Genomic DNA, 16,561 nt, shown 5'->3' on the forward strand with positions numbered 1-16,561 from the left:
TCGATAAACCCTCAGAAATTCCGCGTCAGACCGATGTTGAAGGTACGGCCCGGCGCAATATAACCGGAGGTCGTCTGGTAGTCCTTGTCAAAGATGTTCTCGACCGAGAACTTCAGCTTTGACTGCTTGTCGACGGCATAAAGCGCCACGAAATCGGCGGTCACATAGCTGCCGAGCTTCCGCGTATTTGCGGCATCGGCATAGCGCGAACCGCCATAGAAGACGCGGCCCGTCAGGTCGAGACCTTCGAACGGCGTATAGTTCACTTCGGCGGTCGCCTTGAAACGTTCGCGATAGGCAAGATCGGTGTCGTTTTCTTCATCGATGGGTCGCTTGAAGTCCAGCACCCCCTTCACGCCCCATTGGTCATCGAAGCGATGCGCCAGCGTCGCCTCGAAACCTGTCACCTGAGCGCGCGCCACATTATAGGGCAGATAAGAAGGCGCGGTACTCATGATCGCATCGCGCAATTCATTGCGATAAAGCGCAAGATCAAGGCTGGTCGCCGCCGAAATCTGCCAGTTCAGCCCCACTTCATAGGAGCGTGACTTTTCCGGCTGCAGATCGGGATTGGCGAAACCGGGATAATAAAGCTCGTTGAATGTCGGCGCACGAAATCCGGTCGCATAGGACGACCGCACAACGAGGTCGGGTACAATCTCATAGCTCGCACCAATATTGTATGTCGTCACGTCGCCGAATTGCTGGTTGTGGTCGTAACGCACACCGCCATCGACGCGCAGCGCTTCATATTCCAGCGAATACTGCCCGAACACCGCCGCCAGATTGCGCCCCGTCTCGTCATAGGCGACGGTGGAATCGATCGTCTCGCGATAGGCTTCGACACCGCCGGTCACGACATGCTTTGCCTTGCCCGTTTCGAAACTTTTCTCGGTGGACGCGAAAACGCCGTAGCGCTTGGTTTCATAACGGTCGGAGCCGGAGACGCCCTTGCGGAAATCACGGCTGCTATCGATGCCCGAGCTGAACTCGACTGTCGAAGACCAGTCATCCGCGTGATCGATCCGCGTGCCGATCTTGCCAGAAAAGGCTGTGCTGTAGCCCTGATCGGCGGACGGATATTCGGAATCATACTGATTGCGGCCCCGGCTCAAAAGCCCGTCCGCATAGATCCTGCCCCAGTCAAAATCTTTTCCGAGCGAGAAGTTGAGCGAGCCTTGCAGGAAACCATCCCGGTCCGGTTCGTGTCCCCACGCATCGGGGCTGGTGAAATCATAGCCCTCGGTGCCGGTGATCGCCGCACCAAAGGCATAATCGACACCCGCAGCGCTCTGCCCTTGCACCGAACCGGAAGCATAGCCGCCCCAGGGATGGGTGACGCCCGTGGACAGGCTGCCGCACCATGAGCGCTCGCCACAAGCCCCGCCCTGCTTGGTGATGATGTTGATGACGCCGCCCATCGCATCCGCACCATATTGGGCCGAATGGCCGCCCTTGGCGATCTCGATGCGCTCGATGGACGTCAGCGGTATATTGGCCAGCGCCGTGGTTCCGTCCGTAGCCGATGCCGTGCGGACGCCATTGACTAGTACGACCGTCTGCTTGGACGACATGCCGCGCATATAGATGTCCGACTTCGACCCCTGCCCGCCATTCGCCTTGATCGAAACCCCGCTATAGGATTTCAGCAGTGATTGCAGATCGGGGGCCGCCGAACGCTCGATTTCAGCCGTGTCGATGACCGTTACCGACGAGGTGGATGGCTGCAACGACGTTGCGCGACGAAGCGGCGTGACAACAATCGTATCGAGAACCACGCTTGCATTGGCATCGCCCGCGCCGCTGGCGGTTTGGGCCGATGCGGCAAGCGGATTTGCAGCCGCAAAAGCAGCCGTCAGCAAAATGGATAATTTTGGAATATGCACCTGTATCGTCTCCTGCAAGGCGATATCGCCTGACCGCAGGTCGAAGAAATGGGGGATACCCTTTTCCCGTTCCGGCGGCAACATTTGTCCAATGTCACCGCTACGGAAAGCCGCGCCCCGACACGCCCCGCGTCGAAACTAGGTGACCGGATGCGGCAGGTCTCCTGACTTCCGGGTCGCCGCTGTTCTTCCGCCTTCCCGAGTGCAAAAACTGCTCTCAGTGGCTTGATCGCCTGAGCGATTGTGGAAGATAGCTCTCCGGTTACAGTTGCGGGGGCAGTCGCAGAATTGGCCAGATGGCCTCACCGCGTTCCCTTTTCATCCGCCTTTTACAGCGAAACCGTTTCCTGAAACGAGCCCTAGCAAGGCCGAGGCGGATTCGCAATGCGCCAAAAAGCGCGCTCCCCTGAATCGCATTCTCAACGAAGCGATTCAGGGCATTGTTTTCAAACATCTTTGGTTAGAGCATTTCCAGCCAAAGTGCGCAGCGCCTACGCGGGGAAATCGGTTCAATGGACTGATTTCTGATCCCGCTCCGATGCGCAGGATAATGCGTCAAAACGAATGGATAGAGCGGTTCCCACCGCTCTATCGCAGGAATGCCCGGAAGCGTTGCAGCGCGAAGTAAAACAGCACCGAACCGATGACGATCAGGGCCAGAAATTGCGGCCATACCACGCCGATCCCTGCCCCTCGGAACAGGATCGCCTGCGCCAATATGACGAAATGCGTGTTTGGAGCTACCAGCATGATGTTCTGGATGATGTCCGGCATGCTTTCCCGTGGCGTCATGCCGCCGGAAAGCACCTGCAACGGCATTAGCACCAGCATCAGCAACATGCCGAACTGCGGCATGGAGCCTGCAACCGTTGCCAGAAAAATGCCGAGGCTGGTGGTTGCGAAAAGCTGCAACGCGGCGCCAGCCAGAAACAGCAGAACCGATCCATAAATCGGCACAGCTAGCAGACCTTGCACTACAAAGATCAGCGCAAAGGCCGAAGCGACCAGCACGACCAGCCCCATGGACCAGACCTTGCTAACCATGATTTCAACCGGCGTCACCGGCATGACGAGCAAATGCTCGATGGTGCCATGCTCGCGCTCGCGGATCAGCGCAGCACCCGTCAGGATGATCGACAGCATGGTGACCGACGAAATGACATTGTTGATCGCGCCGAACCAGCTCTTGTTCAGATCCTGATTGAAGCGGGATCGCAAATTGAGATCGACCTTCGTATCCGCCGTGCCGCGATAACGGTTCAGGAACTCGTTCACCTCACTGGAAACGATGGACTGAACATAGCCGCCGCCCGTAAAGGCCTGGCTCATGCGGGTTGCATCCACATTGAGCTGGATGGTCGGCGAGCGCCCGGCCAGCAGATCGCGCTGAAAATTCGGCGGAATGTTCAGCGCGAAAGTGTCGAGCCCTCCATCCATGCGGCTGTCCATCTCGTAGGAAGAAATGAGTTTGGGCGGCACGAAATAAGGCGGGTAGAAAGCCGAGGTGATACGGTTTGAGACCGGCGATTGGTCTTCATCGACAATCGCGATAGCCGCATTGCTGAGATTTTCGGGCTGGGCCCGGGCAGAGGTATAGACCGCAAGCGTAAACGCATAGACGATCAGCAGCAGAAGCATCGGATCGCGGGCGAGACCGCGCAGTTCCTTGATGCCGAGCTGGAATATGTTGGCTATCCGCATCTCAGCCCGCCTGTTTCTTGAGAAGGAGAATGGCCAGCACCATCAGCACCGGAATGGCGATCAGCAAAGGGATGAACGACCCGGCAAGATCGCCAAAATCAAGCGCCTTGGAGAAAACCCCGCGCGAGATGGTCACGAAATAGGTCGTCGGGTAAATCTTGCCGATGAATGCGCCCGCACCCTGCAATGACGAAACCGGATCGATGATGCCGGAATATTGCACCGCCGGAATGAGTGTCAGCAAGGCCGTGCCGAAGATGGCGGCAATCTGGCTGCTCATGAAGGTGGAAAGCACCAGACCCATGCCGGTCGCGATGATGACATAGAGCAGCGCCGCCGCTGCATAGGTGAGGAAACTGCCCGTAAACGGCACCCGGAAGATGAAGACAGCAAAGGCTGTCAGCATCAGGAAGTTGAGGAAGGCGAGTGCGATATAGGGCAATTGCTTGCCGAACAGGAACTCGAACTTGGTCACCGGCGTCACATAGAAATTGATGATAGAGCCCAGCTCCTTTTCGCGCACCACGCTCAAAACCGCGAGCATGGCCGGGATCATCAAAAGCAGCATTGGAATGACTGCTGGAACCATCGCCACCAGACTCTGGACATCGGGATTGTAGCGATAGCGAATTTCCAGATTGAAATTGCCGACCGTCGCCGCATTGCCATAAAGCTCGCGCGCCTTTTGCGTCAGCCAGTTGGCATGCATGCCTTGCACATAGCCGCGCACCGTTTCAGCGCGGGTGGGCATGGCACCGTCGATCCAGGCCGCCACTTCGACGGGCCGCCCATGCGCGATATTTGCGCCGAAACGTGGCGGTATCTCGATGGCAAGGCTGATCTCGCCGTTGCGCATCCGCCGGTCGAGATCGTCATAATCGGTGATCGGCGGCATTTCAGTGAAATAGCGTGACCCGGCAATCTGCTGCGTATAATCGCGGCTGACCGTCGTATCGTCGCGGTCCAGAACCGCAAATGTCAGGTTTTCGACATTGAGATTGATGCCGTAACCGATCACGAACATCAAAATCACCGTGCCAAGAATGGCGAGTGTCGCGCGGATTGGATCGCGCTTCAATTCCAGCGCCTCGCGCCGTGTATAAGCCAGCATGCGGCGCGGATTGGGAAGCCAACTCGGCTGAGGCTTGGGAGGACTGACGGCAGCCTGAACCGGCGCTTGTGCCTCTTCCGTAACGGGTGCCGCCGGTTGCCCCGTCTCGCCGATGGCTTCGGTCAGATAGGCGATAAAGGCTTCTTCCAAGGTCGCCGCATTGCGGCTTGCCGTGATCGCTTTCGGCGTGTCACTGATCAGCACCTTGCCCGCATGCATCAATGAAATGCGGTCGCACAACTCCGCTTCATTCATGAAGTGGGTCGAGACGAAAATCGTCACATTATCCTTGCGCGACAGGTCGGCCAGAATTTCCCAGAAAGCATCACGCGCCACCGGGTCCACACCGGAAGTCGGCTCATCGAGAATGAGAATATCCGGCGAATGGATCAGCGCCACCGCCAGAGACAGGCGCTGGCGAATACCAAGCGGCATGGAATCCGGCAATTCGTCCATCACTCCGGACAGATCGAAACGCTCGGAAAGTTCCTTGATGCGCCGCGCGGTCAGTTCCGGCTCCATGCCGAAAAGCTTGGCATGCAGTTCCAGATTCTGGAGAACCGTCAGCTCGGAATAAAGCGAAAAGGCCTGCGACATGTAGCCGACGCGCCGCCTGATATCGATATCCTTCGGATCGACCTCGCGCCCGAACAACCGTGCAATGCCATCGCTGGCGGGCAGAAGGCCGGTCAGCACCTTCATGGTGGTGGATTTGCCGCAGCCATTGGAGCCGAGGAATCCGAAAATTTCGCCGCGTGGAATGCGGAAGCTCACATTATCGACCGCCGTGAAATTGCCGAACCGAACCGTGACATGTTCGGCTTCAATGGCGATCTCGGCATCGGCACCCGGCGCGCGCGGCGGAATGACGATTTCCTTGTGCCCCTGCCGCAATTCCTCCGGCAGCAAAGCGATGAAGGCCGCATCGAGATTGGGCGTTTTGGTGCGTTCGAGAAGCTCCCGCGGCGTGCCCGTTGCCAATATCTGCCCGTCATTCATCGCGACAAGCCAGTCAAAACGCTCCGCTTCCTCCATATAGGCGGTCGCGACGATGACACTCATCCCCGGACGGTCCTTGCGGATATCGTCGATCAGTTCCCAGAACTGCCGGCGCGACAGGGGATCGACGCCAGTGGTCGGTTCATCGAGGATCAGCAGATCAGGATCGTGGATCAGCGAACAGCAGAGGCTCGTCTTCTGTTTCATGCCGCCCGAGAGCTTGCCTGCCGGGCGATCCGCAAAGGGTGACATGCCAGTGCGCGCCAGAAGATCGGCAATGCGTCGCTCCCGCTCCTGCCTGTCATGGCCGAACAACCGTCCGAAAAAATCAATATTCTCGAAAACCGAGAGCGTCGGATAAAGGTTCTTGCCAAGACCTTGCGGCATATAGGCGATGCGCGGATAGGCAGATTCGCGATGCTTCCGATCGGCAATATCGCCGCCCAGCACCTCAATGTGGCCTTCCTCCATGCTGCGCGCGCCTGAAACCAGCGACAGCAGGCTCGATTTGCCGACGCCGTCGGGACCGATCAGGCCGATCATGCGCCCTGCGGGGATATCGAGATCAACATCGCGCAGCGCCTGCGCAGCGCCATAGGACAATTTTACGCCCCTTGCGCGAACGACAAAACTGTCGCCTCCCGCCTCAGACTGGACCGAAGCGTCACTCATTTTACGGTTTCCGCGAGGTTCTTCGGCCATTCAGCAGCGGGGTCAAGCTTCACATAGGCCATGCCCGGTAGCCCGGTCTTCACCTGCTGGATATATTTCTGAAGCAGTTCCGGCGAAATCTTTGCCTTGACGCGGAACATCAGCTTCTGGCGTTCCTCCTCGGTTTCAACCGTCTTCGGCGTGAACTGCGCCACATCGGCCACGAAGGAAATCGTGGCTGGAATGACATATTGCGGCGCAGCATCCAGCACGATGCGGGCTTCGGCGCCGATTGCGACACGACCGGCCTGCGCGGTCGGCAGGAAAAACGTCATATAGACATCGCCAAGGTCAACGAGGTTGAGAACGCGACCGCCAGCCGAAAGGACTTCGCCGGGCTGGGCAACACGATATTGCACCCGCCCCGCCGTTGGCGCGACCAGCGTTGCGTCGTTGATATCCGCCATGATGCTGGCAATCGCCGCCTTGGCGGCTTCCACCGATGCCTCGGCATCGACAACCTGCGCCTTGGCGGCATTGATGGCCGCGTCGCTTGCCGCAAGCTGCGCCTTGGCAGCCTCGACCGCTGCCTGCGCGCCTTGCGCACTGGCGCGGTCATCATCGAGAACCTGTTCGGAGACGGTTCGCGATTGGGTCAGCGCCTGCGAACGTGCCAGACGCCGCTGCGCCGCATCGAGTTGTGCATTGCGCTGGGCGACCGTCGCCTGATTGGCGGCAAATTCCGCCTGTCGCTGTATGACAAGGCTCTGCGCCGTCTCGATGCCGATCTGCGCCCGGCGCAATTGCGCTTCCGCCTGTGCGCGCTGGCTTTCAAGCTGATCGGTATCCATGCGAGCGAGAATATCGCCCTGTTTGACGAATGAACCCTCATTGGCAAGTATTTCGCGGATACGACCGGGGCTCTTGGTCGAAATATCGATCTCGGTTGCTTCGATACGGCCATTGCCCGAGGCAATCCCATCGGGCAATCCGCTGCCGTTCAGCGCCTTCCAGGCATAGTAACCACCAGCAGCCAGCGCCACCACCACTGCAGCCACAATCCATTGCTTGCGGTTGGAACTCATGCGAAACACCCTTTTTGCAATATCTACGACAATGCCGGCATTATTCCCGAGTTAGTTCAAGGCATTGGCAGGCGATCCCCATTGTCGGGCTGTTCTCAATCCCACCGCCCCGCTCGATAGTCATCGGAGAACCATATGGTTGAGGATATGGAACAACTGCACAGGTTGACAACCAGCGAATGCTAATAAACGCGGTATAAAGTAAATGCCGTTGCGGCCCTGCATAGTGGCCCCGAATTTCAATCGCTTTGACCTTGATCAATAGACGCTAAAATACTGGCAATTTCTTCAAAATACTCGACCGACGAGAAGCGCGGGTGCCGATTTGGTGAAATAGAGGGGCAACGCCGACAGCACCCGCTGGCTGTCGAAAACGGCGCTACGGAAGATCGCGCTGGTATGCGCTCGACAGATTTGATGAAGGCCGGGATGCCATTTAGGGCCGGACATCCCGGGTCGCCGATTCTGGTGGAAACAAGCAACGGCATAAGGATTAGCAACTCTGCGGGAAGCGCACTTTGATCAGGATCAAAGATGCGCGGTGAAACGCGCTATTTCTGGCCGCACTTGCCCCACGTCTTCTTCAAATAATCCGATACGTTCTTCAGTTTTGGGTCGGACAGAAATCCCTGTCGAAACAGGATGCTGCCCTTCACTTCCGGCAGCGACTGGTTCAGTTCCAGCTGGCGCTTGATCTCGCTTAAGCCGCCACCTGCCTGCCAGCCCGGCTCCGACGCGGTTGCGGTTCCGGCGCGATAAAGCGCCATGCCGATGTAAAGATCAGTCTTGGTGCCGCGCACCGTATCCGCCCACCATTTGACGATCGTGTCGTACGGCACGGCCTTGCGTCCGAACGACCAGTAAACCTGCGGCGCGATATAATCGATCAGGCCGTCCTTGACCCAGCGTCTCGTATCGGCGAAATCGCCGTCATAATTCGTCTTGCCCGCGCGCGTGGCAGACCCTAGCGGATCGTCGGCCCTGTTGCGCCAGACCCCGCCGGGGCTGATGCCAAAGCGCACATTCGGCTTGATCGACTTGATCTTGTCGGAAATTTCCTGAACCAAAGTATAGGTATTGTAACGTCGCCAGTCATATTTGCTGGCAAAGCGCGTACCGAAACGCGCATAGGTCTTGTCGTCATCGAGAGGCGAGGACGCGGTTTCATAATAGAAATAATCGTCGAACTGGATTCCATCGACATTGTATTTCTGCACGACCTCGGCGGTGATGTTCGTCACCCATTGGCGAACGGCGGGAATGCCGGGATCGAGAACATAGCGATCCGCCGACACGCCGACCCAGCTTGGATGCGTCTTGTAGACACTCGGCGGCGAATCCCTGGACGAGTTCTTCAATTCCTTGCGCGTGGATGCCTTGACGTCCATCGAAACCCGATAGGGATTGAGCCATGCATGCAGTTCGATGCCGCGCTTATGTGCCTGCTCAATGGCAAACTGCAACGGATCAAAGCCGGGGTTCTTGCCGAGCGTCCCGGTCAGATAAGACGACCACGGCAGATAGGATGACGCATAGAATGCATCCGCTGCTGGCGACACCTGAAACACCACCGCATTGATTCCGTGTTCCGACGCCTCGTCGAAGAGGTTCACCAGCTCCTGTTTTTGCCGCCGGATGCGTTCATCGTCATTTTCGATTTTCGTTGACGCCCGCGATGGCCAGTCGAGATTGAGAACCGTGGCGATCCAGCTTGCCTGAAACGCATCGCAATGGGGTGATATGGGCGGCGATATGTCGAGAGGCATGGGCATTCCGCTTTTGATTTTGCATTTCCAGCCGCAAACATTACGGCCAAGGCTTGGATATGGTTCTTATAGGCGTTAGCTTAAAGCAGAATCTTGAGAAGCGAGGAAACATGTACAAGAATATTGTCGCCACGACCGATGGATCGGAATTCGCCGAGCGTGGTCTCGTGCATGCATTCCAGCTGGCCAAGGCCGTTGGAGCCAAGGTTACGGTTGTGACGGTCACCGCACCTTATTCCGTGTCCGGCCTGCCCGGCGGTTGGACCGACAGTCCGGCTTTCATCGAACGTTTCGAACAGGAATGGAAGGATTTCGCCGATACGACACTGATACGCGCGCGCGAACTGGCAGTCGAGGCTGGCTGCGAAGTCCACACGCTGCATGTGGTCGAGCAGCACCCGGCAACAGCCATCATCGAATCCGCGACCGAACTGGGCAGCGATTTGATCGTCATGGCATCCAACGGACGGCGCGGTTTCAAGGGCCTGCTGCTCGGCAGCCAGACCTATGAAGTCGTTACCCGCAGCACGATTCCGGTGCTTGTCGTTCGATAAGTGAAGGATGATCGAAGTCGCGGCGATCAGCTTGTTTGATGACCGCTGGCGCTCTCAATATCCACCCGGAAGAAAACCGGCTCCAGCTTGCGGGTGTCGCCTTCTTTGGTGATGGTCTTGGTATAGGCCGGTTCCCACCAAGTCGGCTCAGCAGACATGATACTGACGATGGCCGCCTTCTCGTCTTCCCGCGCGATCTCACGATAGCGACCGTGCAGCACCACGGTTTTCCATTCGGTGCGGGATAGAATGTGGTCGAAGAGGATGCAGACAGCATCGTTCTTGCGCATCGCTTCGGTCTTCTGCCCATCGGTCGTGAAGGAATAAAGCGACCCGCCATTGAAGCGGAAACTCATCGGCACGATAACCGGGCGGTCATCCAGAATATAAGCCAGCCGCCCCACATGCGAATTCTGAATCATGTCCCGAAGATCGTAGTCCGACATTTCCTTGATCAACATGGCGTATCGTCTCCTGAAAAAGCTTCCCCATACTCCTAATACATAGGGCGGTGAGCTTGCCTTGACAGAGATCAAGGAGACGAAAGGATTTGCGTCAGATGAAAAGTCGCCCCTCGGCGATCTTGACCGCCGTGCCACCAATGCGCGCGCCGGTCAGCTTCTGCCCGTTGACGTCGAGTTCAAGACGGATGAGCGACGGACGCCCCATTTCCATGCCTTGTTCGATCCACCATTGCGAACTGCCGTCCATCGGCTTGTCGTTCTGCTGGATCATTCCGGCAAAGGCTGCAGCCGCCGAACCCGTCGCCGGGTCTTCATAGACATTCGCCCCGGTCACGAACATACGGGCATGATAATTGCTGTTGAACAGGATCGTCTCGCGGCAATAGACATAGATCGGCAGCGGACGCCCATCGACATGTGGCAGGTTCTCCGTGACATAAACGGGATCGATCGACACCTTGGCCGCAGCGATGAGATTGTGAACCGGCACGAGAAGATAAGGCGTTCCCGCGCTCCAGATGCCGGGCACATGATTCTCGAAGCCTATCTCATGCGTTCCAAGCCCGATGGCGGCGGCTGCTTCTTCTTTCTCGATGCGTATGTCGATCTTTTCCGGCAAGCGCGGAAGATCGAATTCGGCAAAGGCGCTGTTGTCACCCAGAATGACGCCACAGCGCACAATGCCCACCTTTTCTTCCAGCGCGACAAGCCGGTCGGCCTCATCGCCGGTGTTGCGACGGCGCGCCAGCGAAACGGCGGCGCCCACCGTCGGATGACCGGCAAAAGGCAATTCGTAATCGGGCGTGAAAATCCGAACCGCAGCCTCATGGGCGGGATTGGAAGGCGGAAAAATGAAAACCGTCTCGGAAAGATTGAACTCGCGGGCGATGGCCTGCATGCGGGCATCGTTCAGCCCTTCGCAGTCATGGACGACGGCCAAAGGATTTCCGGCCAGAGCTTTCTCGGCAAAAACGTCGAAAACCTCATAGAAACGGCCGGAAACAGCGGCTTCGCTCATCCCTCAATCTCCCCTCGACACTTTTCTGGAAACTATGATCAGTGTCTTTATATTCAACCATCATCTTAATAGAATTCTGTGCGAGCATAGCCAATTTATCGGCCCTGTCACTGCCAGTCTGGCTTATTTGTTCACTGTCTGAAATGCCAGTCGGCAAAAGCACGAACATAAGACGGTGTGGCATCGCCCATCATGCCCGCTGCCTTGATCGGGATAATCTCGGCCAGTTCCGGCTCAGCCTGCGCAGATACGAAATTTTCGATGCCGGAAACCAGCTCCCGCGACGGCGCATCGAAGCGATAGCGGCGGAACAGCGCGATGCTGCGATTGCCAGTCACCAGATTGAGCTGCACCTCGCCCTCAGCGTCGGCCAGATTGAGACCGGTTTCTTCACGCACCTCGCGCTGCATATTGGCGACGTAGTCCACCCGCCCGTCTACAATGTCGTTATCGTCGATTGAGCCTGCCGGAAAATAGATGCGCCCCCCACCGGCATTCTGCATGCCCATACGGGCCGCAATCAGATGTCCCTCGCATGAAACAATGACGCCCACGCCGAAGATATGCCATGGACGAACTGGCTCCGGGTCGTTGCGCCAATGCATCAGCGTCGCAAAGCTGCTGCGCTTGAAACCCGCCTTCAAGACACCATCGGCCAGCCGCGCTTCCGGCGCCAAAAAGATTTCGCCATCGAACAAAGCTGGCTTTGCGGCCTGCTCACGCTTCCAGTTCAGCGCAATTATCTGCTGATGCTGCTGCGTATATTCAAGCGGCCCTGGAACGACACGGACATCGGCATCATCGATGACATGAACCGTATTTTCCCGCACATGATCCATCGTGGTTCTATCCTGCCTCTCAGACAATATTCAGCGTCACGGCGACCGGGCAATGATCACTGGCCTTGGGCCGATCCCAGCCCGTGCGCGGATAGCGCTCCACCTGCTGATCCCGTGGAAACACCGTGCGCCATGGCTGGCCGCGCCGGACAATCTGCGGCACCGCGCTTTCGTTTTTCAAAGCAAATGATGGTGACGCCAGGATGTAATCAAGCTGACAAAGATGTCGCTCCTGTGGTCCGCGCGTATGATACAACGTCCAGCGATCCATGATCGGGCGGCGCTCCACGAGATTGACGGCAAAACCATCGCCAAGCAGCACATCGAGCGCGCTGTCCTCTTCCTGAACGGGCGTGAAGTCATAGCCGTTCCATTCATCGCCACCAATGACGATGCGCTCGCGATAATCGTTGAAATCGCCACAGATCAGCCAGCGCCGATTGGCAGCCTTGGCCGGTCCGAACTTGTCTTCGATGATGCGGCGGATCGCCTTCGCCTCGGCTTTGCGAACCGGGGATGAAGCGGTGCGCCCGTCAAAGCCGTTGCGCGCGCCGGTCATGGATTTGAGATGCGTCACGAAAAGCGAGAGCGGCTTGCCCGCAATACGCAAATCCACATTCAAACAATCCCGCTTGAAAATGCGGTCATGCGGCTCAATGCCAAGTTCTGCCAGAACAGGCTCGTACAGGCCGAAATCATTATAGGTCAGATGCGCGTGGCTCGTGACCTCGTCCACCTCTATAGGCTGGCCGTCGCGGGTCGTGTCCCGGATCATGACGGCCACGTCGATGCCCCGGCTGTCATTGCCGTCGATCAGATGTTTGTGCCGGTAGCCATGGCCGATCATCTTGAAAAGATAGCCATATTCGAAGGCGTTGAGCGCGGCCAGATTATCGACTTCCTGCAGGCACAGTATGTCGGCGCGCGTTTCGGCGATTGCGAGCGCCGTCATCTGCCTTGTGTCGTCGGCATGGGCGACAGCACGCGCCTGCTCCAGCAGACGGTATTGCGCCTCGTCACCGATTTCGAACAATTGCAGGCTGCGGTCCTGATGCAATTCATTGCGGAAGCCCGAAAAATCGAACCGGCGCATCAGATTCTCGACATTGAATGTGGCTATCGTAAACATGTGCGAGCAATCTCGCCAGTTGCATCGCGATTGGCAAGGACTTCTTGGCCGCGCCGGGAATTTTCCCCGAACGGATGATTTTGGAAGATGAAACACCCATATTAAGTGTATGACGACAGCGAATGCCCGCCTCCCATACATGAAAGGCAATAGTCGTAATGCTCAAGAAAACCCTGTGCGCAGCGATGATTTCCAGTCTGTTTGCCGTTGGCTTCGCTGCGCCCGCCGTGGCGGTCGAACTGCGCAAAACGCCCTATCTGCCATCGTTGCAGCCGACCAGACCGCCAGTCGTCAATCCCAATTCGAATACCAATCGACCCGGCCCGAATTCGCCGGGATGCTACGGCTCCGTCACCTGCCGCAACAGCGAAAACTATATCTCCGGTCAGGGTGTGTTGCGTTACAAGAACGGCGAGCCGTTGGACGTGCGCCCATCCACCCGCCCGCAGGTTAAGCGCTTCGGGCCGAGCGTCAATCACATGCAGTGGTGCTCAAACCGCTATCGCAGCTATCGCAGCTCCGATGATACCTATCAGCCCCTCGCCGGGCCGCGCACCAGCTGCAACTCGCCATTTCAATAAAGAAAGGCCGGGAAATTTCCCGGCCTTTGCTTTTTGTTCCCAGTTCTTATGCAGCAGCAGACTTGCTGTGCGTGCGGATCAGGCGGCCAAGCCGCATGATGCCTTCATCGATCATTTCGTCATTGGCGCAAGAATAGCTAAGGCGCAGCGTGTTCGCGCCGGTGGCATCGGCAAAGAACGCCTTGCCGGGAACGAAAGCGACCTTTTCAGTCTCAATGGACGATGCAAGCAGCTGCGCGCCATCCATGCCTTCCGGCACCGTGACCCAGATGAACATGCCGCCTTCAGGCTTGGTCCAGCTGGTGCCTTCCGGCATATATTTGGCAAGGGCTTCCAGCATGCGGTCACGGCGATGCTTGTAGACCTTGGCGACCTTGGCGACCTGTGCATCGAAGCCATGCGTCGCGACATGATAGATCGCGATCTGGTTGATGGTCGAGGAATGAAGGTCCGCCGCCTGCTTCATGAGAACGAGCTTGCGGATAACATCCTTCGAGGCAACCACGTAGCCGACGCGCAGCCCCGGTGCGAGGGTCTTCGAGAACGAGCCGCAATAGATGGTGCGGGTCTTTTCGATGTCGCCGCCATTGCGGGCGATGTCGAGCGAAAGGATCGGCGGGATGGCTTCGCCATTGTAGCGCAGATACTGATAGGCTGCGTCTTCAATGATCGGGATATTCAGCTCATCGGCTTCTGCCAGAAGCTTTTGACGGCCAGCCAGATCGACGGTCTCGCCGGTCGGATTGGCGAAATCGGCAGAAAGATAGCTGAACTTCACCTTGCCGCCAGCCTTTTCAGCGGCCTGCACATAGGATTCAGGCGTGCGGTTGCCCTTGATCGCCAGCGTGTCATAGGTCGGCTCATAGGCATTGAATGCCTGCAAGGCGCCGAGATAGGTCGGCGCAGTCACCAGCGCGGTATCATTGGGCGAAATGAACAGCTTGCCGAGATAATCGAGCGCCTGCTGCGAACCGGAGGTGATGAAAACATTGTCCTCGGTGCAGGGAATGCCGATCTTGGCCAGTTCGCCGACAAGCCAGGTGCGCAGCGGCTTATAGCCTTCCGATACCGAATATTGCAGCGCGGCATTGGCTTCCGCACCCGTCAGGGTTTCCTTGTAGGCAGCCTGAAAGGCGTCATGCGGAAACAGCGCCGGATCGGGAATGCCACCGGCAAATGAAATGATGTCCGGACGTTCCAGAAGCTTCAAAAGTTCGCGGATTTCCGATGCGCGCATGCGTTTGGAGCGCGTTGCAAAAACATTTTCCCAGTCCAACACGGGAAATCTCCTCAATTAGACTTAACCATCCATCTGATGGAATTCGTATTAGCCAGATCTCCTCAAACCCCAGCTAATAGGGCGAAGCTCTAGCGCAATTTTAGACCAACGAGAACAGCTTTTCCCATGCTTCTATGGAATAAAGCTATTCGAAATTCTTTTGGCCGTCGAAGTGCATGAAACGGAAAGCTGACGCAGAGTTTTGGTTCTTTTCGTTCGCGGCTTAATCGCGATCAATCCCACCATCCAGCGCCAAGTAATGAAGGGGGCGTATGAAACGCCCCCTTTTTTGCTCGTCGTGGAAGCTCCCAAAATCAGATGAGATTTTGGTTCTGGTCCGTCGAAACTGGTGCTTTCTGAGAACCGGAGCGGAATGTACTTAAAGGTACATGAGCACCGGAAGCGGAAGGAAGTGCCATTTGCAGACAGCCAGAACCTAAATATCGCTGATTTTTAGTTGCGAGCCTTATCCACCAGCTTGTTGGCGGCAATCCATGGCATCATGGCGCGGAGCTTTTCGCCAACTTCTTCGATCTGGTGCGCATCGTTGTTGCGGCGGATGCCCTTGAAGCGAGCAGCGCCTGCACGATATTCTTGCATCCAATCGGAAGTGAACTTGCCGGTCTGAATGTCTTTCAGAACGCGCTTCATTTCTTCCTTGGTTTCGGCAGTGATGATGCGCGGACCGGTGACGTATTCGCCCCATTCAGCGGTGTTCGAGATCGAGTAGTTCATGTTGGCGATGCCGCCTTCGTAGATCAGATCCACGATGAGCTTCATTTCGTGCAGGCATTCGAAATAGGCCATTTCCGGCGCATAACCGGCTTCAACCAGAACTTCGAAACCGGTGCGGATCAGCTCAACCACGCCGCCGCAGAGAACAGCCTGCTCACCGAACAGATCGGTTTCGCACTCTTCCTTGAAGGTGGTTTCGATGACGCCCGAACGGCCGCCGCCAACGCCCGAAGCGTAGGACAGAGCGAGGTCATGGGCATTGCCCGATGCATCCTGATGGATGGCGATCAGGCAAGGCACGCCGCCGCCCTTCTGGTATTCGCCGCGAACCGTGTGGCCTGGGCCCTTCGGTGCGATCATGACGACGTCGACCGACTTCTTCGGCTCGATGAGGCCGAAATGAACATTGAGGCCGTGTGCGAAAGCAATCGCAGCGCCGTCGCGCAGGTTGCTGTGGATGTGGTCGCGGTAGATGTCGGCCTGGAGTTCATCCGGAGTCGCCATCATCATGAGGTCGGCCCACTTGGCGGCATCAGCAACGTTCATCACCTGAAAGCCGTCTGCTTCCGCCTTCTTGACGGTTGCGGAACCTTCTCGAAGGGCGACGCGCACATTGGCAGCACCGGAATCCTTCAGGTTCAGCGCATGGGCTCGGCCCTGGCTGCCGTAGCCGACGATAACCACATTCTTCGACTTGATCAGGTTAACGTCTGCATCCCGGTCGTAATAAACGCGCATTTCCTATTCCCTTCGTTTCAGTTTA

General features: G+C 57.2%; 13 protein-coding genes and 1 riboswitch. Of the genes, 2 read left to right on the forward strand and 11 right to left on the reverse strand.

What is annotated here, in order from left to right; genetic code table 11:
• Positions 1–11: 11 nt before the first annotated feature.
• The 5 genes from HWD97_RS16245 to HWD97_RS16265 all read right to left on the reverse strand — a co-directional run bounded on the left by HWD97_RS16245 (position 12) and on the right by HWD97_RS16265 (position 9,199).
• The gene (locus HWD97_RS16245; RefSeq protein ID WP_371835266.1) at positions 12–1,886 is read right to left on the reverse strand and encodes a TonB-dependent receptor domain-containing protein; all 1,875 of its coding nucleotides are present in this window, start codon (positions 1,884–1,886) and stop codon (positions 12–14) included.
• Positions 1,887–2,022: 136 nt separating this feature from the next.
• A riboswitch (cobalamin riboswitch) is annotated at positions 2,023–2,246 on the reverse strand.
• A 228-nt stretch (positions 2,247–2,474) separates the two neighbouring features.
• Entirely contained in the window at positions 2,475–3,587 is a 1,113-nt protein-coding gene (locus HWD97_RS16250) for an ABC transporter permease (RefSeq protein WP_371835259.1), read from the reverse strand.
• A gap of 1 nt (position 3,588) precedes the next feature.
• Positions 3,589–6,399, reverse strand: a complete 2,811-nt coding sequence (gene rbbA, locus HWD97_RS16255; RefSeq protein ID WP_371835260.1) for a ribosome-associated ATPase/putative transporter RbbA — start codon at positions 6,397–6,399, stop codon at positions 3,589–3,591.
• Complete coding sequence (locus HWD97_RS16260; RefSeq protein WP_109369357.1) at positions 6,366–7,433, reverse strand: HlyD family secretion protein; 1,068 nt, start codon at positions 7,431–7,433, stop codon at positions 6,366–6,368. Before HWD97_RS16260 ends, rbbA begins: the two co-directional genes overlap by 34 nt.
• 551 nt (positions 7,434–7,984) lie before the next feature.
• On the reverse strand, positions 7,985–9,199 hold the full coding sequence (locus HWD97_RS16265) for a glycoside hydrolase family 10 protein (RefSeq protein WP_371835261.1): 1,215 nt from the start codon (positions 9,197–9,199) through the stop codon (positions 7,985–7,987).
• Positions 9,200–9,309: 110 nt separating this feature from the next.
• Between HWD97_RS16265 and HWD97_RS16270 the strand changes: the two genes are divergently transcribed.
• Positions 9,310–9,753, forward strand: a complete 444-nt coding sequence (locus HWD97_RS16270) for a universal stress protein (RefSeq protein ID WP_140024149.1) — start codon at positions 9,310–9,312, stop codon at positions 9,751–9,753.
• Positions 9,754–9,779: 26 nt separating this feature from the next.
• On the opposite strand, the gene HWD97_RS16275 is transcribed toward HWD97_RS16270, so the two are convergent.
• The 4 genes from HWD97_RS16275 to HWD97_RS16290 form a co-directional block, all read right to left on the reverse strand.
• Positions 9,780–10,214 carry a pyridoxamine 5'-phosphate oxidase family protein gene (locus HWD97_RS16275; protein ID WP_171318265.1) on the reverse strand — a complete coding sequence of 145 codons (435 nt, stop codon included), beginning with the start codon at positions 10,212–10,214 and terminating at the stop codon, positions 9,780–9,782.
• Positions 10,215–10,308: 94 nt separating this feature from the next.
• A complete protein-coding gene (locus HWD97_RS16280; RefSeq protein WP_109369361.1) occupies positions 10,309–11,235 on the reverse strand; it encodes a PhzF family phenazine biosynthesis protein in 927 nt (308 codons plus the stop codon).
• 131 nt (positions 11,236–11,366) lie between these two features.
• Positions 11,367–12,074 (reverse strand): NUDIX hydrolase, encoded by a 708-nt coding sequence (locus HWD97_RS16285; RefSeq protein WP_109369362.1) that lies wholly within the window; start codon positions 12,072–12,074, stop codon positions 11,367–11,369.
• 19 nt (positions 12,075–12,093) lie between these two features.
• Positions 12,094–13,203 carry an endonuclease/exonuclease/phosphatase family protein gene (locus HWD97_RS16290; protein ID WP_109369363.1) on the reverse strand — a complete coding sequence of 370 codons (1,110 nt, stop codon included), beginning with the start codon at positions 13,201–13,203 and terminating at the stop codon, positions 12,094–12,096.
• A gap of 158 nt (positions 13,204–13,361) precedes the next feature.
• On the opposite strand from HWD97_RS16290, the gene HWD97_RS16295 reads away from it, so the two are divergent.
• A complete protein-coding gene (locus HWD97_RS16295; protein WP_109369364.1) occupies positions 13,362–13,784 on the forward strand; it encodes a BA14K family protein in 423 nt (140 codons plus the stop codon).
• A gap of 46 nt (positions 13,785–13,830) precedes the next feature.
• On the opposite strand, the gene HWD97_RS16300 is transcribed toward HWD97_RS16295, so the two are convergent.
• Both HWD97_RS16300 and ilvC read right to left on the reverse strand, forming a co-directional pair.
• Complete coding sequence (locus HWD97_RS16300; protein WP_109369365.1) at positions 13,831–15,063, reverse strand: PLP-dependent aminotransferase family protein; 1,233 nt, start codon at positions 15,061–15,063, stop codon at positions 13,831–13,833.
• Positions 15,064–15,516: 453 nt separating this feature from the next.
• Complete coding sequence (gene ilvC / locus HWD97_RS16305; RefSeq protein ID WP_109369366.1) at positions 15,517–16,536, reverse strand: ketol-acid reductoisomerase; 1,020 nt, start codon at positions 16,534–16,536, stop codon at positions 15,517–15,519.
• Positions 16,537–16,561: the final 25 nt, after the last annotated feature.

Origin of the sequence: Ochrobactrum sp. C6C9 (assembly GCF_022627935.1) — a bacterium.
Classification (GTDB): domain Bacteria; phylum Pseudomonadota; class Alphaproteobacteria; order Rhizobiales; family Rhizobiaceae; genus Brucella; species Brucella teleogrylli.

Coding starts and splice junctions, on each gene's coding strand:
- HWD97_RS16250 (WP_371835259.1), bottom strand. CDS start 3,587: ATGCGGATAGCCAACATATTCCAGCTCGGCATCAAGGAACTGCGCGGT.
- HWD97_RS16285 (WP_109369362.1), bottom strand. CDS start 12,074: ATGGATCATGTGCGGGAAAATACGGTTCATGTCATCGATGATGCCGAT.
- HWD97_RS16265 (WP_371835261.1), bottom strand. CDS start 9,199: ATGCCTCTCGACATATCGCCGCCCATATCACCCCATTGCGATGCGTTT.
- HWD97_RS16270 (WP_140024149.1), top strand. CDS start 9,310: ATGTACAAGAATATTGTCGCCACGACCGATGGATCGGAATTCGCCGAG.
- HWD97_RS16295 (WP_109369364.1), top strand. CDS start 13,362: ATGCTCAAGAAAACCCTGTGCGCAGCGATGATTTCCAGTCTGTTTGCC.
- rbbA (WP_371835260.1), bottom strand. CDS start 6,399: ATGGCCGAAGAACCTCGCGGAAACCGTAAAATGAGTGACGCTTCGGTC.
- HWD97_RS16290 (WP_109369363.1), bottom strand. CDS start 13,203: ATGTTTACGATAGCCACATTCAATGTCGAGAATCTGATGCGCCGGTTC.
- HWD97_RS16275 (WP_171318265.1), bottom strand. CDS start 10,214: ATGTTGATCAAGGAAATGTCGGACTACGATCTTCGGGACATGATTCAG.
- ilvC (WP_109369366.1), bottom strand. CDS start 16,536: ATGCGCGTTTATTACGACCGGGATGCAGACGTTAACCTGATCAAGTCG.
- HWD97_RS16260 (WP_109369357.1), bottom strand. CDS start 7,433: ATGAGTTCCAACCGCAAGCAATGGATTGTGGCTGCAGTGGTGGTGGCG.
- HWD97_RS16280 (WP_109369361.1), bottom strand. CDS start 11,235: ATGAGCGAAGCCGCTGTTTCCGGCCGTTTCTATGAGGTTTTCGACGTT.